The 22129-nt window shown below is 61.9% G+C and carries 19 protein-coding genes; 1 reads left to right on the top strand and 18 read right to left on the bottom strand.

Annotated elements, in window-relative coordinates:
- Window positions 1-48: 48 nt before the first annotated feature.
- The 12 genes from iolB to ACFOTD_RS22420 all read right to left on the bottom strand — a co-directional run bounded on the left by iolB (window position 49) and on the right by ACFOTD_RS22420 (window position 16112).
- A complete protein-coding gene (gene iolB / locus ACFOTD_RS22365) occupies window positions 49-858 on the bottom strand; it encodes a 5-deoxy-glucuronate isomerase (protein ID WP_378122155.1) in 810 nt (269 codons plus the stop codon).
- A gap of 16 nt (window positions 859-874) precedes the next feature.
- Window positions 875-1942: an inositol 2-dehydrogenase gene (iolG, locus tag ACFOTD_RS22370; RefSeq protein WP_378122156.1), complete on the bottom strand. Its 1068-nt coding sequence runs from the start codon at window positions 1940-1942 to the stop codon at window positions 875-877.
- 27 nt (window positions 1943-1969) lie between these two features.
- Window positions 1970-3436: a CoA-acylating methylmalonate-semialdehyde dehydrogenase gene (locus ACFOTD_RS22375; RefSeq protein WP_378122157.1), complete on the bottom strand. Its 1467-nt coding sequence runs from the start codon at window positions 3434-3436 to the stop codon at window positions 1970-1972.
- An 84-nt stretch (window positions 3437-3520) separates the two neighbouring features.
- Window positions 3521-4537 (bottom strand): 5-dehydro-2-deoxygluconokinase, encoded by a 1017-nt coding sequence (gene iolC, locus ACFOTD_RS22380; protein ID WP_378122158.1) that lies wholly within the window; start codon window positions 4535-4537, stop codon window positions 3521-3523.
- A 3-nt stretch (window positions 4538-4540) separates the two neighbouring features.
- Window positions 4541-5470 carry a myo-inosose-2 dehydratase gene (gene iolE / locus ACFOTD_RS22385; RefSeq protein WP_378122159.1) on the bottom strand — a complete coding sequence of 310 codons (930 nt, stop codon included), beginning with the start codon at window positions 5468-5470 and terminating at the stop codon, window positions 4541-4543.
- Window positions 5471-5526: 56 nt separating this feature from the next.
- On the bottom strand, window positions 5527-7371 hold the full coding sequence (iolD, locus tag ACFOTD_RS22390) for a 3D-(3,5/4)-trihydroxycyclohexane-1,2-dione acylhydrolase (decyclizing) (RefSeq protein ID WP_378122176.1): 1845 nt from the start codon (window positions 7369-7371) through the stop codon (window positions 5527-5529).
- A 114-nt stretch (window positions 7372-7485) separates the two neighbouring features.
- Entirely contained in the window at window positions 7486-9783 is a 2298-nt protein-coding gene (locus ACFOTD_RS22395; RefSeq protein ID WP_378122160.1) for a glycoside hydrolase family 88/105 protein, read from the bottom strand.
- A gap of 35 nt (window positions 9784-9818) precedes the next feature.
- Window positions 9819-11573, bottom strand: coding sequence for a hypothetical protein (locus tag ACFOTD_RS22400; protein ID WP_378122161.1), 1755 nt, complete (start codon window positions 11571-11573; stop codon window positions 9819-9821).
- Entirely contained in the window at window positions 11570-12589 is a 1020-nt protein-coding gene (locus ACFOTD_RS22405) for a sugar phosphate isomerase/epimerase family protein (RefSeq protein WP_378122162.1), read from the bottom strand. Before ACFOTD_RS22405 ends, ACFOTD_RS22400 begins: the two co-directional genes overlap by 4 nt.
- Complete coding sequence (locus ACFOTD_RS22410; protein ID WP_378122163.1) at window positions 12586-13458, bottom strand: carbohydrate ABC transporter permease; 873 nt, start codon at window positions 13456-13458, stop codon at window positions 12586-12588. Before ACFOTD_RS22410 ends, ACFOTD_RS22405 begins: the two co-directional genes overlap by 4 nt.
- A 26-nt stretch (window positions 13459-13484) precedes the next feature.
- Window positions 13485-14387 (bottom strand): ABC transporter permease, encoded by a 903-nt coding sequence (locus tag ACFOTD_RS22415; protein WP_378122164.1) that lies wholly within the window; start codon window positions 14385-14387, stop codon window positions 13485-13487.
- A gap of 78 nt (window positions 14388-14465) precedes the next feature.
- Complete coding sequence (locus tag ACFOTD_RS22420; RefSeq protein WP_378122165.1) at window positions 14466-16112, bottom strand: extracellular solute-binding protein; 1647 nt, start codon at window positions 16110-16112, stop codon at window positions 14466-14468.
- A 184-nt stretch (window positions 16113-16296) separates the two neighbouring features.
- Between ACFOTD_RS22420 and ACFOTD_RS22425 the strand changes: the two genes are divergently transcribed.
- Window positions 16297-16458 (top strand): hypothetical protein, encoded by a 162-nt coding sequence (locus ACFOTD_RS22425; RefSeq protein ID WP_378122166.1) that lies wholly within the window; start codon window positions 16297-16299, stop codon window positions 16456-16458.
- A 142-nt stretch (window positions 16459-16600) separates the two neighbouring features.
- On the opposite strand, the gene ACFOTD_RS22430 is transcribed toward ACFOTD_RS22425, so the two are convergent.
- The 6 genes from ACFOTD_RS22430 to ACFOTD_RS22455 form a co-directional block, all read right to left on the bottom strand.
- On the bottom strand, window positions 16601-18853 hold the full coding sequence (locus ACFOTD_RS22430) for a helix-turn-helix domain-containing protein (RefSeq protein WP_378122167.1): 2253 nt from the start codon (window positions 18851-18853) through the stop codon (window positions 16601-16603).
- Window positions 18854-19098: 245 nt separating this feature from the next.
- A complete protein-coding gene (locus tag ACFOTD_RS22435; protein WP_378122168.1) occupies window positions 19099-19605 on the bottom strand; it encodes a DinB family protein in 507 nt (168 codons plus the stop codon).
- A gap of 272 nt (window positions 19606-19877) precedes the next feature.
- A complete protein-coding gene (locus ACFOTD_RS22440) occupies window positions 19878-20258 on the bottom strand; it encodes a VOC family protein (protein ID WP_378122169.1) in 381 nt (126 codons plus the stop codon).
- Between the two features lie 56 nt (window positions 20259-20314).
- Window positions 20315-20707 (bottom strand): VOC family protein, encoded by a 393-nt coding sequence (locus tag ACFOTD_RS22445; protein ID WP_378122170.1) that lies wholly within the window; start codon window positions 20705-20707, stop codon window positions 20315-20317.
- Window positions 20708-20970: 263 nt separating this feature from the next.
- Window positions 20971-21339 (bottom strand): VOC family protein, encoded by a 369-nt coding sequence (locus ACFOTD_RS22450; protein ID WP_378122171.1) that lies wholly within the window; start codon window positions 21337-21339, stop codon window positions 20971-20973.
- On the bottom strand, window positions 21336-21725 hold the full coding sequence (locus ACFOTD_RS22455) for a MarR family winged helix-turn-helix transcriptional regulator (RefSeq protein ID WP_378122172.1): 390 nt from the start codon (window positions 21723-21725) through the stop codon (window positions 21336-21338). The genes ACFOTD_RS22450 and ACFOTD_RS22455 overlap by 4 nt, the downstream gene beginning before the upstream one ends.
- Between the last annotated feature and the right edge of the window lie 404 nt (window positions 21726-22129).

The following is a 22129-nucleotide window of genomic DNA, read 5'->3' on the forward strand; positions in this document are numbered from 1 at the left end:
CGCCGGATCGGCGCGGTTGCAGTCTGGCAGTTATATAGTTTATGTGCGTCAGCGCATCAGCCAGGCGTGGTCGGGGTCGTTGTGAAAACGCCACGCGCGCGTCGGGCCGGCCATGACGTTCAGGTAGTAAAGGTCGTAGCCCGGCGGCGCGGATACGGGGTGGTAGCCGCGGGGCACGAGCACCGCTTCGCGGTCCTTGACCGCGAGCGTCTCGTCGAGGGAACGGTCGTCGGTGTAGACGCGCTGCACCGCGAAGCCTTGCTCGGGCTGCACGCGGAAGTAATAAGTTTCCTCCAGCAGCGACTCGTTCGGCAGGTCGTCTTGATCGTGCTTGTGCGGCGGATAGCTCGACCAGTGTCCGGCCGGCGTGAATACCTCGACGACGAGCAGGCTGTCCGCCGGCTCGCTCTCCGGAAGAATGTTGTGCACAAGGCGCGACATGCTGCCGCTCCCCCGATGCTCGACGCCGACGCGGTCCGGCGCGATCAGCCGCGCCGCATGGCCGCCCCGGCCGGGCGCCAGGCATACCGCCAGCTCCACGTCGGTCAGCGCCTCAAACGACCATTGGTCGCCCGACGGCACATATACCGTGTAGGGAGGCGTCTGCTCGAATACGCTCATACGCTTGCCGATGTCTTGCCACGTCTGTCCGCCGGCGCTCACGTTCGCGCGGCCGGACAGCAGCACAAGCGCGGCCTCCTGAGCGCCGGTCTCCCGTCCGAGCTTGTGACCGGCCTGAAGACGGAACACCTCAAAGCCGACATATGTCCATCCGGCGCTCTCCGGCGTGACGGACAACACGCAGCCCCGCTCGTCGGGGACGGCGCGCGAAGGTACGATTAATTGGGATACGCCCATCCGTTCTCCTCCTCTCTTATGCCTCGACGGCCGGAACCGCAGCAGAATCGACGGCGGCCTCGGCGAGCTCCGCGAGCTTGACCGGACGTCCCGTCTCGAGCGAACGCTTCGCCGCCACGGCGATCAGCTCCGCCTGCAAACCATCCTGGCCGCTCACCGGCACAGGCTGACCGTGACGCACGCTGTCGACGAATTGGCGCATCTCGTCCCGGTACGCTTCCATGTACCGCTCGAGGAAGAAGTGCAGCGGCTTGTCCCGCGTGATCGCATCGATTCCGCTTACGACCGCCGTATTCGGATAGTCGTTGCCGATCGACACGCTGCCGCCGGAGCCGAACACCTCGACCCGCTGGTCGTAACCGTAGACGGCACGCCGGCTGTTGTCGATAACGCCGAGGGCCCCGCTGGCGAACTTCAGCGTCGTGATCGCCGTATCGATATCGCCGGCTTCGCCGATAGACGGATCCACCAGCACCGCGCCCTGCGCGAATACTTCCTCGACCTCGCTGCCGGAGAGAAAGCGGGCGATGTCGAAGTCGTGGATCGCCATGTCCATGAACAGTCCGCCGGAAACTTTAACGTACTCGATCGGCGGCGGGCTCGGATCGCGGGAGGTGATCTTGATCAGGTGAGGTTCGCCGACGCGGCCCTCGCCCACGATCTCCTTCACGCGGCGGAAGTTATGGTCGAATCGCCGGTTGAAGCCGATCTGCAGACTCACGCCCGCAGCCGCGACCGCCCGCAGCGCCTCTCGCGTGCCTTCGACGCTCATGCTGATCGGTTTTTCGCAGAAAATCGCCTTATCGTTCGCGGCCGCTGCCACGATCAGCGGGACGTGGGTGTCGGTCGGCGAGCAGATGACGACAGCTTCAATGGCGGGGTCCGTCAGAAGCTCGCTCGCATCGGACGTTACCCGTGCGATGCCGCGTTCCGCAGCCCATGCGGCGAGCGCTTCGCCCGCGAACGGGTCCGCGATCGCCGCGACCGTGACGCCGGGCATGCGCAGCAGATTGTCCGCATGGATCTTGCCGATGCGGCCGGCGCCGATGACGCCGATGCCGATCGTTTTCGAGCTATTATTCAACGTAGGTTCCTCCCCTGCCGAAATGGCTTACCACCGCGCCGTGACCATTTTTTTACGCGTATAGAACTCGGCGCCGTCCGTACCGTTGGCGTGAAGATCGCCGTAGAACGACTTCTTCCAGCCCGAGAACGGGAAAAACGCCATCGGCGCGGGCACGCCCAGATTGATGCCGAGCATGCCGGCGTCGATCGTCTCGCGGAATTGACGCACGGCGCTGCCGCTGTCCGTGAACAGGCAGGCGCCGTTCGCGAACTCTGAGCGGTTCGCGATCTCGATCGCCTCGTCCAGCGTGGCGGCGCGCATGACGGCCAGCACCGGCGCGAAAATCTCGTCTCGCCAGATCTTCATCTCGCAGGCGACATCGTCGAAAATCGTCGGTCCGACGAAATATCCCTTGCCGTCGGCTGCCGCGTCCTGGCGCCCGTCGCGCACGAGCTTCGCGCCTTCCTGCTCGCCGGCTTCGATATAGCCGAGCGTCCGCGCTTTGTGCGAATCTCGGATGACCGGGCCGAGGAATACGCCCTCGTCCATGCCGTTGCCGATCGAGATCGCGTCGGCCGCCTGCTTCAGCTTCTCCACCAGCGCGTCGCCGACGTCGCCGACCGCCACGACGACGGAGCAGGCCATGCAGCGCTCGCCCGCTGATCCGAAGGCGGCGGCGACGATCTGCGTGACCGCCGCGTCGAGGTCGGCGTCCGGCATGACGATGCTGTGGTTTTTGGCGCCGGCGAGCGCCTGGACGCGCTTGCCGTGCGCCGAAGCGGTCTTGTACACGTACTCGGCGACCGGCTGCGAGCCGACGAACGAGACGGCCGCGATGCCCGGATGCTCGAGGATGCCGTTGACCGCGTCATGCGCCCCGTGCACGAGATTCAGCACGCCCGGCGGCAGTCCCGCCTCCTCGAACAGCTCGGCGAGCCGCTGCGCCAGAAGCGGCGTGCGCTCCGAAGGCTTGAGCACGAATGCGTTGCCGCAAGCGATTGCGAGCGGGAACATCCAGCAAGGCACCATCATCGGGAAATTGAAAGGCGTAATCCCCGCCGCGACGCCGACCGGATAACGGTACATGCCCGATTCGAGGTTGGTCGCGATGTCGGGCAGCTGCTTGCCCATCATTAGCGTCGGCGCGCCGGCCGCGAACTCTACGCACTCGATCCCGCGCTGCACCTCGCCGTAAGCTTCCGTATAGCTCTTGCCGTTTTCCAAAGTGATGAGCCTGGCCAGCTCCTCCCAGTGCTCGACGAGCAGCTGCTGATACTTGAACAGAATCCGCGCGCGGCGCGGCACCGCCGTCTTGGCCCAGGCGCGTCCGGCCTCCGCGGCCGCGCGCACCGCCGTGTCCACGTCCTCCTTGGCGGATAGAGGTACGTACGCGATAACCTCCTCGGTGGCCGGATTGTAGACCGGCTCCAGCTTGCCGGAAGCCGACGGAACCTGCTTGCCTCCGATCAGGTTACTCAGCGTACGGGCTTCGGCTGCGATGTGATTCGTCATGACTGGCATGCCCCTTCCTGTTTCAGTTCTGATATCTTCAAGCGCCGCCTCGCCTATCGATCGAGCCCGGCGCTTCGTTGTCGTTCATCGGCTGTTTGCGGTAATCTCCCCGCGGTTGCACCGCTCGATATAGTCGTGGACGGCGCCTGCTGTCGGCATCGCGTCCGAGCAGCTGTGGCTGGAGATCACGATACAAGCCGCCGCGCTGCCGAATTCCATGCAGCGCTCGACCTCCCAGCCTTGCAGCAGTCCGTACAGGAAGCCTGCCGCATACGAGTCGCCGGCGCCGAACGTCTTGACGACCTTCGCAGGGAAGCTCCGGGCGGTGTGCGCCGCTCCGTCCTTCGTATAGGCGACGGAGCCTTCCTTGCCGTGCTTGATGACGACGATCCGTGCGCTGTAGTCGAACCACTTGGATGCCGTGACGCGGTCGTCGCGGTCCGGATTGCGCTCGAACCGCTCCATCATGTCGAATTCCTCGCGCGTGCCGAGGAGGATGTCGCATTTCTCGGCGGCAAGATTGTAGTAAACGGCCGTCTCCTGCTCCGACCGCCACGTATAAGGACGATAGTCGAGGTCGAACGTGATGACCGCGCCGTGACGCTTCGCATAGTCGAGCGCGAGGAACACCGCTTCCCGCGACGGACTGGCCGCGAGCGCCGTCCCGGAGATCAGCAGCATCTTGGCGTCCGCGACGAGCGCCTCGCTGACTTCGTCCGGCGCCAGCAGCAGGTCTGCGGCGTTGTCGCGGTACATCAGGATGCTGCAATCGGTCGGGCTCTTGATCTCGGTGAAGGCCAGCCCCGTCGTCGCGCCGGTGCGGTCGATCGACACGCTCGACGCGTCGATGCCTTCTTTGGAGAGATACTGCGTAATAAATCGGCCCATCTGGTCGTTCGCCACCTTGCCGATGAAGCCCGTACCGAGGCCGAGCCGGGACATGCCGATGCAGATATTGGCTGGAGAGCCGCCAACGTATTTGGTGAACGTGAGCGTCTCTTCCATCGGCCGGTTAATCTCATTGGCGTTCAAGTCGATGCACAGGCGGCCGATGGCCGCGAAGTCGAGCTTTTTTGCCGCGTTAAAATCGATGATTCCCATCGCTTACGCCTCCCTTGTGCCGGCTGTCCCTTGAACCCGGTCCAGCATCGTATCGAGATAAACGATCGCCCTGTGCGCATATTCGCGGGGCTGGTGAAGCGCCGGGTCCTGCTCGCCCTCCAGCATCGCCCAGCCGTCATAGCCGCGCGCCAGCAGCTCGCGCACGATCGGCTCGAAGTCGATGCAGCCGTCGCCGGGGACGGTGAACACGCCTTTGCGGATGCAGGTGACGAAGTCTGCGCCTTCCGTCCTGGCTTCGGCGAGTACCTTCGGCCGGATATCCTTCAGATGGATATAAGCGACTCTGTCGTAATGCTTGCGCAGCAGCGCCAGCGGATCGGAGCCGCCGTAAAAGGCATGGCCCGTATCGTACAGCAAATGGACAAGCGCGGGATCGGTCCGGCGGAGCAGCTCGTCGATCTCCTCCGGCTGCTCGACGACCGTGCCGCCGTGGTGATGGTACGCGAGCTTCATGCCGAAGCTTCTAGCGATCTCGCCGGCTGCGTCCATCCCTTTTGCAAGACTCTCCCAGCCCGCCTCGTCCAGCCGCAGCACCGTCTTCTCTCTCGCCGAGCGCCGGGGATCGAAGTGCAGGGAGCCTCCGACTTCGGCCGTGCTGATGACCGTGCTGCCGAACTCGGCCAGAAACGCCGCGTGGCGGCGGTAATCTTCGAGCTCCCGCTCGAGATAGTCCGGATCGGAGAACAACACGGACTTCCATTGGGACACGAGCCGGACGCCGCGGGCATCGAGCTCCCGCTTCAGCACGGCCGGATCCTTGGGAAACTTGCGCCCCATCTCCGTTCCCTTCAGGCCGAGGGACGCGATATCGTCCACGATGGTCTCGAAGGTCGTATCCGCGCCGTGCTCCGCTACGTCCTCGCCCACCCAGTTGATCGGGTGGATGCCTAGCTTAAACGGCCGATCGGCCATGCGGCTCACCTCTTCCTCTATATTTAATAAAGCTTCGCTTATTCGCTTTTCGTTTATCAGTAAGGCTTCGCTTCCGCGGTCCTCGCCGCCATCTCCCGCTGCGCCGCGCCGACCTTGGCAGAGACGGACACCTCCGGCACCTCGACGCGCCACCACGATTCGTAGCCGTCCGTGTTCGTGCCGGGCACGACCGGAATCTCGATCAGCGTGGTCGTCGTCTCCCGCTTGGCCTGCGCCAGCGCCTCGCGGAGCTCTTCCGGCGTCCGCGCGGTGTAAGCGGCAGCCCCCAGGCTGCGGGCGTGCGTGGCGAAGTCGATCGGCAGCGGCGCGCCGGTCAGGCGGCCCGTGTCTGCGCTGCGATAACGGAATTCGTTGCCGAAGCCGTCGCTGCCGTTCGCGCGCTGCAGGTTGTGAATGCATTGGAAGCCATGGTTGTCGAAAAGAAGAATCGTCATCTTGCGTCCTTCCTGCAGGCTCGTGATCAGCTCCGAATGCATCATCAGGTAGCTGCCGTCGCCCACGAACGCGTACACTTCGCGCTCGGGCTCGGCCAGCGCGGCGCCGAACGCGCCCGCGACTTCGTAGCCCATGCAGGAAAAGCCGTATTCCATGTGATACGTCTTGGGCTGCGCCGGTCGCCACAGGCGATGCAGGTCTCCCGGCAGACTGCCCGCCGCGCAGACGACGACCGACGTCGGATCGATCGTCTCCTGGATGACGCCGAGCGCCCGCGTCTGGGACAAGCCGTCCGGATGCTCGGCCGCGTACAGTCGATCGACCTCGCGGTCCCATTCCGCTTTGAGCGCTGCCAGCTCGCCCTCGGCGTACGCGCTGCGATAGCCGGCGGCATCCAATGCAGCTTGCAGAGCTGCAAGCCCCGCCTTCGCGTCGGCAACAAGCGCCGTCCCTTCCAGCTTCGCCGCATCCGCGGCCTGCACGTTCAGGTTTACGAACTTCACGTCTTCGCCCCTGAACGCCCGCTTGGACGCCGTCGTGAAGTCGGAGTACCGCGTGCCGATGCCGATGATCAGATCGGCCTCGGCCGCAACGCGGTTCGCCGCGAGCGAGCCGGTGACGCCGATCGCGCCCAGGTTAAGCGGATGATCCCAAGACAGCGCGCTCTTGCCCGCCTGCGTCTCCGCCACGGGGATGCCGAAGCGCTCCGCGAACGCGGCCAGCTCGGCCGTCGCGTCCGCGTACAGCACGCCGCCGCCGGCGATGACGAGCGGCCGCTTGGCTGCCGCGATCAGCGCGGTCGCCCGCTCCACTGCGGCAGCCGACGGCGGACGGCGGTCGACGACATGTACGCGCCTGGCAAAAAATGCGTCCGGATAGTCGTACGCCTCGGCCTGGACGTCCTGCGGCAGCGCCAGCGTCACCGCGCCCGTCTCGGCGGGATCGGTCAGCACGCGCATCGCCTGCAGCGCCGCCGCCATCAGCTGCTCGGGCCGGACGATCCGGTCCCAATAACGGCTGACCGGCTTGAAGGCGTCCGCCGCGGAGATGTTGTAATCGGACGCTACCTCCAGCTGCTGCAGCACCGGATCGGGCTGGCGGCCGGCGAAGTTGTCGCCGGGCAGCAGCAGCACCGGAATCCGGTTGACGGTGGCGGTCGCCGCCGCCGTCACCATATTGAGCGCGCCCGGGCCGATGGACGACGTGCACGCCCAGATCTGCCTGCGGTTCTTCTGCTTCGCGTAAGCGGCGGCTGCGTGAACCATGCCCTGCTCGTTTTTGCCCTGCACGTAGACGAGCTCGCCCGCGCTGCGCTCGAGCGCCTCGCCGATGCCGGTCACGTTGCCGTGGCCGAAGATGCCCATCACGCCCTGCACGAACTTGGTCTCTACGCCGTCTGCCGATATATATTGGTTGTCCAGAAACTTTAACAGCGCCTGGGCCATCGTTAATCGTATGGTCAATTCGTTCTCTCCTCTCGGCCGATCGCTGATCAATTGCCGCCCGCCGTTCACTTGCCGCTTGCCGTTCTCTTGCCGGTCAGTAGCCGGGCCTGTCGTTCACGCGCCGGTGCCGGTCTGCACAGCCGCAGACGTCCCCGACGAATCCCGTTCGCGCAGGAATGTCGCAAGACGGCAGATCTCCACGCCCGCCAGCATCATGATGCCTGTCCCATGGTTGTCGTTGACGACGGTGAGCAGATCGTATTTGTAATAATCCCCGGTAAAAGAGTAGCGCGAGCCGCTGCACACGCCGTGCACGTTGCCCTGGCGGTCGATCGCCTTGTCGGCGAGCCCCCGCCAGCCGCGCAGCGCGGCGTCGGTATAGCGTGCGGCATCCTCCAGCCATCCGAACCGGACGCCCCGCGCGAAGGCGTAGGCGAACATCGCCGTGCAGGAGGCTTCCTCGTACGCGTCCGGATCGGTCAGCACCTGCCGCCACAGGCCGGACTCGCCCTGCTGCGCCGCGATGCCCGCGCACAGCTCGCAGAAGAAGGCGAGCAGCGCCGGCCGGTCCGCATGCGCCAGAGGCAGCCGCTCCAGCAGCTCCGACAGCGAGAACAGCGTCCAGCCGTTGCCTCTGCCCCACGGGATGCGCGTCGCCTTGCCGTACTTAAAGTCGTACACATGGCTCATGACGCCCCGGTCTTCCATGTACAGATACCGCCGGTAATGCAGGAACTGGCTTGCCGCATCGTCCAGGTACTGCCGATTCCCGGTAATTCCCGCGTAGCGGCTCAGGAAAGGCGCGCTCATGTACAGATCGTCCGCCCACATCGTGTCGGCCGAGTATTCGCCGACGCACAGGCGGTAATACGCGCCGTCGTCGCGCCGCTCCAGCCGGTTCGCGATAAAGTCCGCGATGACGTCCGCGATGGCCAGGTAGTCCGCGTTGCCTTCGGGCGGATACGCCTCCAACATCGCCGAGCCGAACGAGCCGCAGTTGTCCAGCATCTTCATCAGCACGAGCTGGTGGTTGACCGACGGGAAGCCGTACGCGGCCTTATCCCAGAGGGAATACGCGTACCAGTCGGTGCAGCTGTCGATATGCGCGCGCGCATAGTCCGCGATCTCGGGACGGTCCAGCTCGCGGGCGGTCTGCAGCAGACCGTACATCGTCACGCCGAGCGGATAGTCCCAGCGGGCGAAGTTGGTCGCGGCGCCTACCGTCCAGCGGTTGCTCAGCATCGCGTTCTCGTAATACGGCCGCAGCCTGAGGCCCGGACCGTCCAGCGACCAGCCGGCCATGCCGCGAGCCCCCGCCGCCTCCGCGCCGTCGGCCAGCTTGAACAGCCGCTTGACCGATTGCACGGCGGCTGGCGCCTCATCGTGCTCGGCCGGCAGCGGTCCCGCGTAGAGCCACCCGCCGGCCGAGTCTACGCCATGTACCGGTACCGGCATCTCAAAGCGTACCGGACCGCTCGACTCCGCGGACACGGCCAGCTCGAAGCCCCAGCCGTGCTCGCCCGTCTCCGCGCGGACCAGCACATGGCCGTCCGCGAACGCCAGCGGCAGCTCGCGCTTGAACGCGCCCGCCTCGTTCAGCTCGATGATCGGCTGCCCGTCCAGCCAGACGGTCAGCGGTCCATACGCCCATCCCCGCCAGGAGCTGCGCGCGCCACGGGCCGTCACTGGCAGCCGGCTCCAGGCATACCCCGATGCCGCTCCCTGCTGCACGCCGTAAATCCGCTCGAAGTTCGGCCTGCCCAGCGCGCCGGCCGACCACTCGCGCAAAGGCATCCAGCCCATGCCGGTGTCCGCTTCCTTGCCGCCGAAGTCGGGGAACCCGAGCCCTTCGCCGTACAAAGCCTGAGCCAGCGCGCCGGAGTATGCCCAGCCAGCAGATTCCCGGCGCTCGGCGAACGGCGCCAGCACCTGAAGGATGCGCACCTTGCCTTCCTCCGCGCCGAAGCGGCAGCCGAAGCCCGCTTCCGTCTTGCGCATCTCCAGCAGCAGCGCGTTCCAGCCCTTGCGCAGCAGGAGCGGGACGACCGCCTTGGCGTCCGGCTTCATCTCGTCGACCGCGCCGGAGCGGTACAGCAGCGTTTCGTTCAGATAAAAACGAACCGGACTGAAGGGCATGATCCCCGCGTCCAGCGAGCGCTCGTCGTCGCTCCACACAAGTCCGCAGGCATATGCGACCTCTCCGTGCCGCGCTTCCGGCAGCCGCCTTGCCAGATCGAAGTCGTAATAGCCTTCTTCGGTCTGGAGAATGCCGTCTGCCGAGAATGCGCGAAGCGCGAAGGGAATCTCTGGATTCGCGCCCAGGTAGCGCCCGGCCACCGTGCCGAGGATGCCGGCGGCGTCTTCGCCCAGCCAGTAGCCGATACTCTCGCGGCGTTCGATATATTCGGTCATGGATGATCACTCCAGGCTCATTATGCAAATAGAAATCAAGCTTCCGTACGCGGCAAGGTCCGGATGCGGATCCGCGTCTCGAACGGCGTGACGACGTTCAACAGCAGCGTCTGGCAGTCGGTCGGCAGGTTCGCCTCGCGCACGAACCCGGCCCGGTGCCCGAAGGCGCCGCCGCTCAGTTCCAGCGCGTCCCCGCCTGCCTCGTATCGTACGGTTCCGGATTTCCAGAACTGCTTGCCCGCTCCCGCAGGCGCCAGCTCGCCGCCGGACAGCTCGCCGTCCGCGGCCAGAATGACGGAGATCTGCGCCATCGCTTCCTCCGGCTCGCCGGAGCGAATGACGAGCTCCCAGCCGTCCGCCGTCTCCAGCACGTCGACTTCGACGCGAAGCCGCTGCACATGCGTCTCCTCGCGCACATGGTGAGGCAGCAGGTACCACGGGCTGGTCGCCTCGCCCGCCGTCGCCGGCAGGTGCTCTGCAGCCACCGGTCCGTAGTAGCCTTTCAACTGCTCTCCGGCCAGGCGATATCCGCCTTCCGCTTCGGCCAGGCTGTTCATCGGGACGAAGCCCGGCGAGAAGTAGGTCGCGACCTGGACGCCGAGCAGCCGCGCGGCGCCATGCCGCAAGGCGAAGAAGGAAGGCGTCTCCGAGCTGATCGTGACGCTCTCGTCCCCGTTGCGCACCCGGGCGACGGCGGCGCCGAAGTCGGGGTGCAGGCGGCTGTGATAGATCCGGCCGTGATGCCCCGCGTCCTCCATCGCCGCAAGATATTGCCGGCGCGGGAAGTCCGCGTGAAGCAGCTTGCGGTAAGCGGTCGGCAGCGCTGCCGGCTGCACGGCCTGCGTCTGCAGCGACGGATCGAGCAGCAGCCGGACCGCGGCGTTCGTCGGACAGCTGCCGGGATGCCGCAGCTGTCCGTAGGCGAGATCGGCGGCCGCCTGGAACTCGGCGTCTCCGTCGAGATGTGCCATCATGGCGTAAGGCAGATAATAGGAGGACAGATCATGCTGATGTCCGAAATCCTGTCGGCCGGAGTAATCCGTCACGACGTCGCCGTTCGGATGAACGAGATAGAGCATCATGCGCAGGTTGGCCCGCACGGGCGCGAGCAGCTCGGGCTTCCCGAGCAGACGGGCCGCGTGGACGAGCATGATGTCGCTCACGGCGTTGTAGATGCCGTTGCTCCGCTCGGTCCATTCGCCGTCCGGCGTGATGTCCATGCCCTCCGCGATCCACTGCTCCGCGCGGCGCAGCGTCTCCGGCGCGCCGAACAGCTCATGCAGGAAGCCGAGCGCCGCGCCGATAACCCAGCGATGGTTCGGCGTGTGAACGCCGCCCGTGACGAGCGCCGGAATCGTCCGCTCGAGGAACAGGCGGACGTCGGCCGTGGCCGCGCGAAGCGGCTCCCAGTCCTCCTGCGCGAGCAGCTGGTACACCTGCGCATAGCCGACGACGACAAACGCCGTATCCGGCGGCGAGTGGAAGTTGGTCCAGCCCGGCGAGATCGTGCCGTCCTCGTGCTGCGCGCCTGTCATATAGCGGGCTGCGAGCGCGAATCTGCCCGCCAGCTCTTCGTTCCGGAAGAAGGGAGAGACGGGATTGCAGAGCGAAGCCGCCCAGATGGCCATCGTCATGGGCGTCCCGGTGGAGTGGTTGGGCGAAGCGAGGCCGTACTCGGCGCTCAAGATGCCGCCGTAGCTGCGGCTTTTTTCATCCAGGTCCTGGCGGTCCATGCCCTCTTGCACCCAATTGTCGTTGATCTCGAACACGTTCCGATAGACGCTATTCACGCTTGAATCCCTCCGTCCGCCGCCGGCTTCGAATCGGGAGCCCCTTTTCGCGCCGACAGCTTTTGTTGCAGTATCGCATGACTGCGGTGAATCGCCTCCGGCTCGCAGGCCGCTTTTAGCTCGTATACCTTAAGCGGGACGCGGTCGATCGCCTCGAGAAACAGGTCGAACGTCGCGTCGTCGCCGCTGTGGACGTACGGGCACCAATGATCGGACAGTCCGATCGTCTCGTGAATGTGCAGACCGCCGATGTCGCCGATCAGGCCCGGCAGCTCCGCGGCGTTGTCGTACAGCCCCATGCGCTCCATCATCATCCCGTGCCCGATATCGAACCAGAGCTTGACGGGCGAGCCCTTCAGCTGATCGATCAGCCATCTGGCTTCGGCGAGCGTCGGGATCTGATTGCAGCGCGAGCGCGTCTCGATGCCGAGGATCAGATCGTAGCCTCTCGCGGCCAACGTCTCGGACGCCTGCTCCAGACTGTCGCGGATGCGCGCGAGATACCCGCCGGCCAGCGCTTGCCGCCGCTCCAGCATCTCGTCCCACAAGGTCCGGTAAGCCTCGGCGTCCCGTCCTTGCTCGCGGTAGATCTCCTGCAGCTTGCGGCTGATATCGAAGGGGAAAGGCACCTCGCCGGGATGCACGACGACGGCCTTCGCGCCGTACCGGTGCGCATATTCGGCCGAGCGGACGAGCAGCTCGACCGCCCTGCGGCGTTTTTCTTCGTCCTCGAAGCCGAGCAGCACCGAGTCCGTGCCGTAGTCGGGGTCCGCGACATGCGGGAACGTGTTGTGCACGCTCGACACCCCGATCTCGCCGCGCTCGATCATCGGTTCGATCGTTTTCAGCAGCTCATCGGTCACATTGTAGTTCAGTTCGACCTGCCGGAAGCCGAGCTCGCGGATCTCCTCGATCATGTCGCTGCCGCGCGCATGGCGCTTGATGTTCCAGCACGTCGAGAAAGAATAGCCGGCTTTATCGTGTGCATGGTCCGCAGTCTTGTCCAGGCCGCTCATCCCTTGACCGCTCCAAGCATGACGCCGCTGACGAAGTAGCGCTGCATCCACGGGTAGACGATCAGAATCGGGACGGTGGCGAATATGACGCTCGCCGCCTTCAGGCTCTCCGGCGTCGCGCGGACGGTGCCAGGCCCTTCGTTCGCCGTCAGGTCCGATACCATGTTGTTCTGTACGAGCTGGTACAGCTTGAGCTGCAGCGGATAGAGCTCTGTCTTGGTGATATACAGGAGCGTATCCTGGAAGCCGTTCCACCGGCCGACGGCATAGAACAGGCTGAGCGTCGCGATGACGGGCAGCGAGAGCGGCAAAATGACGCGAATCAAGGTGCCCAGCTGCGTGGATCCGTCGATCTCGGCGGCTTCGACCAAACTTTTCGGGATGCCGTTAAAGAAAGATATCAGAATAATCAGATAAAAAGGGCTGACTAAACCCGGCAGCACGAGCGCCCATACCGTATTGAGCAGGTGCAAGTCCTTGACCAGAATGTATTCCGGGATGATGCCGCCGCTGAAAAACATCGTGATCACGATGATCATCATGAAGATCTTGCGGCCCTTCAGCTTCGTATGCGTCAGCGGATAAGCCGCCGCGATCGTCATCGCCATGCACAGCACGGTGGAGAGAATCGTTAGAAATACTGTGAAGCCGAGCGAGTGAATCATGGACACATCCGAAAGGACGCTGCGATAGGCGTGCAGGTCAAACTCGACGGGCCACAGCGTGACTGCGCCTGACGTGACCGCGCGGTTGGAGCTGAGAGAGATCGCAATGATATGGAAGAAGGGTGCCAGGCAGATCAACACAATAAATGAAATTAACAGGACGTTGACCGTATCGAATATCCGATTGGACGTACGTTCGCTCACCGTTAACCACTCCTCTCGGCGGATGACTACAGAATGCTTTCTTCCGTCAGTTTTTTGGATGCGAAGTTGGCGCCCAGTACGAATATGAGGCCGACCACCGCCTGAAACAGGCCGACGACCGTCGCCAGCGTATACTGGCCGGACTCGAGGCCCGTTCGGTAAACGTAGGTGCTGAGCACGTCGGAGTAATCCATAACCATCTTGTTGCCGATGACGAACGGGCGGTCGAAGCCGATCGCGATGATATTGCCGAGGTTAATAATCAGCAGCGTGGCGATCGTCGTCTTGAGCCCCGGCAGCGTGATATGCCAGATGCGCTTGAACCGTCCGGCGCCGTCCACTTCGGCCGCTTCGAACAGGTCGCGGTTGATGCCGGTGAGTGCGGCCAGGTACAGAATCGTGCCCCATCCCGCGCTCTGCCACACGCCCGTCGCCAGATACGTGAGCAGCCAGTGGTTTTTGTCCGTCAGGAACGGGATCGGCTCGAAGCCGAGCGAAGTGATGAAGTTGTTGATCATGCCGGATTGCGTGCCGAACACTTGGTACACGATGCCGCCTATGATAACCCAGGAGATAAAGTGGGGAATGTACAAAACCGTTTGGGACAGACGCTTGAACCACTGGAACTTGACCTCGAACAGCATAATCGCCAGAATCAGCGGTGCCGGGAACGAAACGATCAGGTCCAGGATGTTGAGCATGAGGGTATTGCGAAGCGTCTTGAAAAAATCTTGGGAATGGAACACCTCGCGGAAAGCTTCAAAACCGATCCACTTGCTGCCGTTAATGCCCTGGAAAAAGTTAAAATCCTTAAATGCGATTTGAACGCCCCACATGGGGCCGTACTTGAAAATGACGAAATAGGCGAGAGGCAGGGCTAGCAATGCGTATAACTGCCAATAGCGGCGAAAGTACGTGGTCCCTCTCATCTTGTCACTCCTCTCCCTGCTCGCAGGGTATGAAAGGGCGGCCTCGCGGCCGCCTTTTCTCCCGCTTTGCTCTGGTCCTTATTTGGACTTCATCTCTTGGTAAGCCTTGGTGCGTTCGTCGAGAATCGCCTGGCCGCCGCTTTGCATGTAATCCTTAAGCGCAGCTTCGTACGCGCTCTCGAACTTGTCCGGCTTGGCCGTCGCGGCCTTGACGATCATCTCGTCGTACTTGTCTTGCAGCGCCGTGCCGTACTTGCCTTCGGCTTCGATCGGCTTGTCGAACAGAATCGGCTTAATCGTGTCGGCTACCGAAATGTCCAGCGCCTTGCGAACGTCCGCTTGATACTCTTGCGGGAAGCCCGCAACGAACGCTTGCTTGTTCTTCTCGTCGTCGCCGGCAAATTTGCCGTTGGCGAGGATCGCGGTATCGCCGGAGGTGAAGAGGCGGTCAAGCACGTTCTGCGGCGCATCCGCCTTGACGACCGGAATGCCGTCCTGCATCGTGTAGTTCTCGCCTTCGACGCCGTTTTGCAGCGCGACCATGTTGTCGGTCTGGCTCATCCAATCCAGGTACTTGATTGCTTCGGCCGCGTGCTCGCTCGACTTTGGCACCATGATGTACATCGCGTTCGGCGCGTATTCCGGCTTCGCGTGCTTGCCTTCGGAATTCGTGAGCGCGTCGACCGGATCGATCTTGGCGCCCTGTACCGTCTTTTGCAGATTGGCGTAAGTGCCGTTTGCGTAGTACAGGTTCGGGTAATCGTCCGTGAAGTAGCCGACAATGCCGTTCTGGACGTCCTGGACCATCTGTTTCTTGTCCTCGTCGAGTCCGAAGTCCTTGCTGATGAGACCTTCATTGTACAGCTTGTTATAAAATTGCAGGGCGTCCTTGAAGCCTGGCAGCAGCGTCGGATAGTCGTTGGAGCCGAGCTTCTGCGTCAGCGTGTACTGCTGCTCTTCGGTGAGCGGCTGGATAAACGACCAGATGAGCGGATCGTATTGTCCCGGAGCGATCGTCATGCCGTACGGAATCACCTTGCCGCCCGTGCTGCCCGGATCCTTCTCCTTGAACGCCTTCAGCACGTTGTAAAGTTCATCTGTCGTTGTCGGTTCCTTGAGGCCGAGCTTGTCGAGCCAGTCCGTGCGAATGAAGCCGGAATATTTGCCGAGAATCGACCGTTTGCCCGATACGGCGAATTGCTTGCCTTCATATTGACCGTACTTTAACGTATCTTCGCCGAGCAGCGTCTTGAGGTTCGAGCCGTACTGATTCAATACGTCCGTCAGGTCCGTCAGGCCGCCCTGCTCCGCGTACCGGTTGAAGGTTCCGGAATCGTACGTGAACACGATGTCAGGCACGTCGCTGCCGCTCGCCATGAGTACGTTCAGCTTCTTGATCTCCTCGGAGCGAGGCACCGGCACGAACTCCACCTTTATATTGTTCGGCGTGCCGAAGTTATCTTGGATGTACTTGCTCAGGTAGTTGTCCGTGATCGTATAAGGACTTGGCGCATTGCCGCGGTCGAAGATCTCGACCTTCAGCGTGACTTGCTTGCCCGAAGCGGCGGGCGAGGATGCGGTGCCTGCCGAAGCCGATGCTCCGCTGCTTGCTGCGGCGTTCCCTGCGTCCGAGTTCGAATTGGATGAACATGCGCTCAGCAGGCTCATGCTTGCGAGTACGGCTGCCAGCGACAGGCTTGCTGTCTTCGTCATCTTTGGTGCCATTGTCACAACCCCTTATCTTTTGAATAGGTTCGCCCAGTTCGCCGCCGTCTGTGGGAGTCGCCTGGAACGCTGCGTGCTCCGCCACTTGAAAGCGCTTCGATCGGGATGTCCCCAGTATGCCTTCACTTCGGGCAAAGGGACAATAAACTAAATTCCGGCCCTGCCCCGGAGCCGCCCAGCGGCTATGTTACGGCAATTCCGGAGCGAGAATGCGGGCGTACCCGACTGTTTTCCCGAACTAAACCGGATTCCAATCGTCCGCAAGATCCCGCTGAACACCTCGTTTTTACCGCCCGGACCGTCATTCGTTTCCATGTACGGCACCGAAGCGATCGGACGCTACTGAATAAAAAAAACGAAACGAGTGCGCCCCCATGCGGACATGCGCACCCATTTCGTAACCAAAACGCAACGGAATAAACCGAATTCCCGAACTAAACTTTAACGGAACAACCGCCGAAATTCCTTATCGCACTGCGGGTTTGCGTCTATTCGGACGGCGAGCGCAGCTTCAGCTTGCGGTAATCGCCAGGAGCGACGCCGTAGGTCCGCTTGAAGACGCGGCCGAACGTGATCGAGTTGGCATAGCCGATCTGCAGGGCGATATCCTGTATCGGCAGCTTCGTCTCGAGCAGCAGCTTCTCCGCCCGTTCCATCCGCAGATGCACGAGAAAATCGACGAACTTCATATCGAACTCCATTTTGAACAAATAGCTCGCGTACTTCCCGGAGATCTGGAAGCGGTCGCTTAAGTGCTTGAGAGACAGATCGGGATCGGAAAAATGCTCCTCGATATAACTCTTCATCTCGGTAATCATCGCGCGGTACGTATTCGTCTTGCTGACGACGACGTAGGAGCGATAGGTCTCGCTCAGAAATTCGCCGATCCGGGTCTCCAGCTCCTCAAGCGACCTTGCTTCGCCCAGAATGCGCTGCCAGCCTTCCTCATTGTCTCCGGAAAAACGGGATCTCAGTTCGTCGGAGAAGGCGTCCAGCTCGTGTCCCAGCATCCGCAGCATCGTCTGCAGCAGTGAGCGGATGCCGTCGTCCTTGAGCTTGTCCTTGCGGAAGCGCTCGAACATGTCCTGCAGGCCTTCCCGCCAAGCCTCGTTGTTCAGCCGGAAATCCTTGACCAGTTCCGCAATCGTCCCCAGGTATGGCAGTACCGGGCTCAGATCGCCGCTCGACATCTCTTCGCCGAACAGTATGGTGCCCTGTCCGAGTGACAGCTTGTGCCGGAGCGCCTCGGTCGCCGCCCGGAACGAATGCTCGACATCCGCGAGCCGTCCGACCGCCAGACCGATCCCGAAGCTGAGCGAGATGCGCAGCTTGTCTTCGACCCAATCCCGGCACTGATCCGCGATCGCGCGCAGATCCTCCGTCGTCTTGCCGGCTTCTCCTTCGGGCAAGGCGATCAAGACGGCGACGCGATCTCCGCCGATCCACTCTGCCCAGCTGTGCAGGTTCTCGCCCTTGGCGAGCTCCTCGAATACGTTCATCAGCGCAAACTTCAGCACGTTCTGATCCTTGACCGAATACATGCTCTGGAAGCCTGCGTACTCGTCGATCTCGGCGAGCATGATCGCGTAGCGATCCGTCTCCGAAACGGGAGGCAGCGGGCTCAGCTTGCGCATCTTGTCGTCCAGGTCCGCGCCGAGCTGGTGGCCGCCGATGAGATCGACGAACAGCTGGCTGCGCTGCAGGACCAGATTCTCGTGGTACTGCTTCTCGTAGTCCATGGACCGGGAGATCAGGCTGGTCAAGGCGTTGTCGATCATGGCCAGCTCGTCCTTTTTGGACGGCGGCGCGTCGTTGCGCAGTTGAATGGTCTGCAGACGGTTCATGACCAGCTGGATCGGGCGATAGTTTTTGCGCGTGATGTACACGATATAGACGATGGCAAGCAGCACGGTGAGAATGCCGATCCCGATCCACACGTAGGAAATGACCGATACCCACGCGTACAGCTGGCCCGTATGGATGCCGCTCTCGAACTCCCAGCCCACCCGGTCCGAGTGGAGCTTGGTCAGCACTTTGCCGCCCGAAGAGGAGCCCCCGACGCCTTCTGCCTTGTGCGCTTCATAGATTAGATTGCCCGAATCGTCATTAATGATCATAAAGGAGATGCTGGCGTTGGTCATCGCGTTCACGACTTGCTCCAGCGGATACATGCTGACGTTGATGACCAGCAGTCCTTGGCTGCCGAACGGAAGCGGCAGATGCTTGTACATGGAGATGACCCGCGTCGGGTTCGTGCTGCCGACTTCCCGCAAGCTCCGCACCTTGGACCAGCCCCGATACTCCGGCTTCTGCAGCGCCTCCTCGACAAAAGCGCGGTCGGGGAAGAGGGACAGCTCGCTCCTCCCCCGCTCCGTCAGGACGGTCTTGTCGACTTCCCGGTACAGGTAGACGGACTGGATCAGCTCGCTGTTCTCGTTGAGCGCGCGAAGGCGAGGCGCCAGCGTATATATAAGCGACTGATCGTCGTCGGACGATCGGTTCAGGTAAGTGGAGTAACTCAAGTTCGTCTCCATTTCCTTGAGTACGCTCATCTCGATATCGTTAACGGACCGCTCCAGGTTTTCCATGATGAACCGGGTGGATACGGCGTCCGCCTTAGCGGTTTCTTTGCGGGAGATTTCGTTGACCATCAGAAAAGAGAGAAACACGATGATCGTGATGGTGATCAGAAAAATGGGGAAGTAAGACAACAGCAGTCGTCGAAACCAGCTTTGCTGCAAGTGGTGCGCCCCTTTCGAAATGCGGCGATCGGTACGGAATGATACGGGATACAAACGCTTTCACATCTCCCTATTGTATCATGGCCGCGCGTTCGCGGAAACCGAAGCGGTCCCGTTCCCTCGCATTGGAAAAGGTGGAAGCGACCGCCGAAGGACGGCCCCCTTACTCCTCCTGCGCCAAATAAACGGCAATAAAAAACGGAGCCTCTGCCGAGGTCTCCGTCATTTCGTTGGGCTGCGGTGAATTACTGGCCGCGTGCGGCTCTCATCGCGGCGCCTTCTTCCTCGTTGGGGCCGTATACGCCCGGAGGCACCACGTCCGCTTGACGCATGAGAATCGTCATCTGTCCGCGGTGGTGAATCTGATGGCGCACGACCAGAGTTACAACGCCGGTATACGTCATGTTCATCGCGCCGAACAGGAGCAGGCTATCGGCCAGTCGCGCGTCCGTCCACTGCGCCTTGATCGCGTCGGCCACGGCGACGCTCATGCTGCGATAGGCGTCGGCAAGCTCCGCAGCGCTCGCGGGAACCGGGCGTTTGAAGTCCGGACCGGCGATCTGAAGCCCGGCGCTGCCAAAAATGCCGACCGGCGCGCTCGCCACATGCCAGGCGATATCGCCGAGCGTTCTATGGCGAGTCTCCGATACGGCCTGCTTCAGCGAAGCGTCGCTCATCGCCTCAAGTACCTTAAGCGTCAACGCGGCTTCCTGGTTCCAGTCGTTCACGACTTGCTCGATCGATTGATACATCGTATTATCGCTCCTTTGTACGAGTAGATATGTATCCAGCATATCATCGCAGAGGTGCTTGGGACAAACTAGGATCCGCCCCGGACCGCGACGACGAGGCAGCAGTTGAAGGCGATGCCGGTCGCGGGCGTCAACTGGGGCTGTGGCGGCTCTGAAGGGAGCGAGTTAGACGGTTTTTCCGGTTAACTGGGGCTGTGGCGGCTCTGAAGGGAGCGCAAAAACCGCCCCGTCACTCAGGCGGTTCGCGGTCATGCGAAGTTTGCCGTTTCCTTTTACTTCTTCTCCATCACGGCGAAGTAGTTGCCCTCGTCGTCGGCGAAGTTGAATACGCGGCCGAAGGGCAGTTCAACCAGCTCGCCGACCGTGACTTCCTTGCTCTTGTAGTCGGCGTACAGCTTGTCCAGCTCGCTCGTGAAAAACATGAGGGAAGGCGTGCCGAGGTTGAGCTCGGGCGACATTTTGGCCACGAAAGCCTTGTCGTGCAGCACGATCGTCGTCTCCGCTCCGCCCGCAGGCGCGATCTCGATCCACCGCATGCCTTCGCCGTTGTTTTCCTCGTTAGCGACGCGGAATCCCGCTTTTTCCGTCCAGAAGTTCCGCGCCTTGTCCAGATCGTCGACGTACACCATAATTTGCCCTACCTGGTTGATCAAATCATCCACCGCTCCCTCGCCGTTTAGTCGGACGCTACTATTTATATAGTTAAGAACTAGCCTGCGGTAATCATCCACCGGATGCCGAACCTGTCCGTCAGCTCGCCGTAGTACAGTCCAAATGGCTGCGTCTCGATCGGATGCTTGATATGCCCGCTCTCGGCTAGCTTCTCGAATGCCTCGCGCGCTTCGTCCTGCGACGCATAACTTATCGACAGCGCGACTGCTGCGCCGGAGCCGACCGGCTCGATCGCATCCGCCAGAAAGATGTAGTTCTCCCCTGCTACCTCAATGCACATATGCATGACCTTGTCCTTAAATTCATTTTCCGCACCCATCAGCTCGCCGTGCGTGCTCACGGACATCAGCTTGCCGCCAAGCGCCTGCAAGTAAAAGTCGGCCTGCGTTCTGGCGTCCTCCGACTGGATATACGGCTTCAATGCTCCCATGCTGCGCCACCGTCCCGATTCGTTTTTGAAGTGCCTCCTTCAAGCTATCATAACCACGCTTCCCGCGTTTCTTACGAATTGCTGTCTTTGAAAACTTGTGCATGCCGAGACTTCCGATCTGAACGTCGCCCTCGATGCAGCTACGGTCGCCATCAGTCCGAGCTCGCGATCGAGACGATAAACGTTCTATAGGTCGGCACCGTCAAGCCGCTTCCCCGAGCAATTCTGTTCGTGGCAGCTTGGCTGGTCCCCGAGCGACTTTTTTAATCGCGATAAAAAGACAGCACCCAGCACACGCAGTTCCGGTCGGTCACGATGGCGAGAAGCCCGTTAAACGGCGCTTCATAAACCGCGGTATTGATCGTACCTTCGTCCCCCAACCTGTCGTAGACGCCGCGAAAAGCATCCTCCGTCTCGATTTTAAGAAATACCCTAACGTAATCTCCCTTTTGCGCCGGCTTCGCCGCTTGGGAGTCGGCAAACTTCAGGATCGCGCCGTCCGCATGCAGGTCCGCGTTAAGCACCGCATCCCCCTGCTTGCGCAAAATCTCGATTTGGCCGCCGAAAACCGTCTGATAGTATTGAATCTCATCCTTGCAATTATCCACCACGATAAAAGGGATCGCGATCATTCGGGCCTCTCCTCCAGTTCGGTTAAGTTGCGGAGCACGATCTTCAGGGAGCCGAGGAATTCATCGTAGGCCTCGTCCGAAAGCCCCTTCCGCGTCCGTGCCTTCACGCGGGCCAGCGCTTCCCTCACCTCGGGCACGACCTGCCGACCCGCTTCCGTCAGATCGAGCAGCTGATACCGGTTGTCGGAGGGATCCGGCTCCCTCCGTACATAGCCTTCCGCTTCAAGCTTGGCGATCGCCTTGGCCGTCGTCGTCTTGTCGACGAGCAGCCGTTCGCTCAGCGCCTTCTGGGTGACGGACCGCCCGGACGCGATCGCCATCAGGAAAATGTATTGTCCGCTTCCGATGCGGTATGGCGCCAACTCGGCGGCGATCATGACCTGCATGTGACGATAAATGGCCGATATATACTGGCCGTGCGATTCAGCCGCGCCTTCGCCAGCCGGCCTCTCTTGCTCGCTCAGTCCTCTCTCCCCCTCATATAGAATGCTATTGCAACTAATTGCATCATACGCGATATAGAATGCTATTGCAACTAATTTCCCGCATGCGATGGTCCATTCTGCTCGCCGATCGTCGCCCGCACTGCTTATTGCCGTAATGCCTGCAAATATACATCTAATTTCGCCGGTATCTGCCCTCTTAAACAGAATAGCTGCAAAAGTGGTTACTACTTAGCTCCCCCCCTCGGCGGGGGGATTTTTTGTTTTTTTTCTAACCTAGAAGGGATTTAAGCATACCCATCGAGAATTAGTAGTTAAACCCAAACGAGGATTGTGAAGAGATGGAA

The organism is Cohnella sp. GCM10012308 (assembly GCF_042649185.1).
In the GTDB taxonomy this organism is placed as follows: Bacteria; Bacillota; Bacilli; order Paenibacillales; family Paenibacillaceae; genus Cohnella.

Coding starts and splice junctions, on each gene's coding strand:
- ACFOTD_RS22455 (WP_378122172.1), bottom strand. CDS start 21,725: ATGCAGGTCATGATCGCCGCCGAGTTGGCGCCATACCGCATCGGAAGC.
- ACFOTD_RS22405 (WP_378122162.1), bottom strand. CDS start 12,589: ATGAGCGGCCTGGACAAGACTGCGGACCATGCACACGATAAAGCCGGC.
- iolD (WP_378122176.1), bottom strand. CDS start 7,371: ATGGCCCAGGCGCTGTTAAAGTTTCTGGACAACCAATATATATCGGCA.
- ACFOTD_RS22450 (WP_378122171.1), bottom strand. CDS start 21,339: ATGATCGCGATCCCTTTTATCGTGGTGGATAATTGCAAGGATGAGATT.
- ACFOTD_RS22425 (WP_378122166.1), top strand. CDS start 16,297: ATGTTACGGCAATTCCGGAGCGAGAATGCGGGCGTACCCGACTGTTTT.
- ACFOTD_RS22420 (WP_378122165.1), bottom strand. CDS start 16,112: ATGGCACCAAAGATGACGAAGACAGCAAGCCTGTCGCTGGCAGCCGTA.
- ACFOTD_RS22415 (WP_378122164.1), bottom strand. CDS start 14,387: ATGAGAGGGACCACGTACTTTCGCCGCTATTGGCAGTTATACGCATTG.
- iolB (WP_378122155.1), bottom strand. CDS start 858: ATGGGCGTATCCCAATTAATCGTACCTTCGCGCGCCGTCCCCGACGAG.
- iolE (WP_378122159.1), bottom strand. CDS start 5,470: ATGGCCGATCGGCCGTTTAAGCTAGGCATCCACCCGATCAACTGGGTG.
- ACFOTD_RS22395 (WP_378122160.1), bottom strand. CDS start 9,783: ATGACCGAATATATCGAACGCCGCGAGAGTATCGGCTACTGGCTGGGC.
- ACFOTD_RS22435 (WP_378122168.1), bottom strand. CDS start 19,605: ATGTATCAATCGATCGAGCAAGTCGTGAACGACTGGAACCAGGAAGCC.
- iolC (WP_378122158.1), bottom strand. CDS start 4,537: ATGGGAATCATCGATTTTAACGCGGCAAAAAAGCTCGACTTCGCGGCC.
- ACFOTD_RS22375 (WP_378122157.1), bottom strand. CDS start 3,436: ATGACGAATCACATCGCAGCCGAAGCCCGTACGCTGAGTAACCTGATC.
- ACFOTD_RS22445 (WP_378122170.1), bottom strand. CDS start 20,707: ATGGGAGCATTGAAGCCGTATATCCAGTCGGAGGACGCCAGAACGCAG.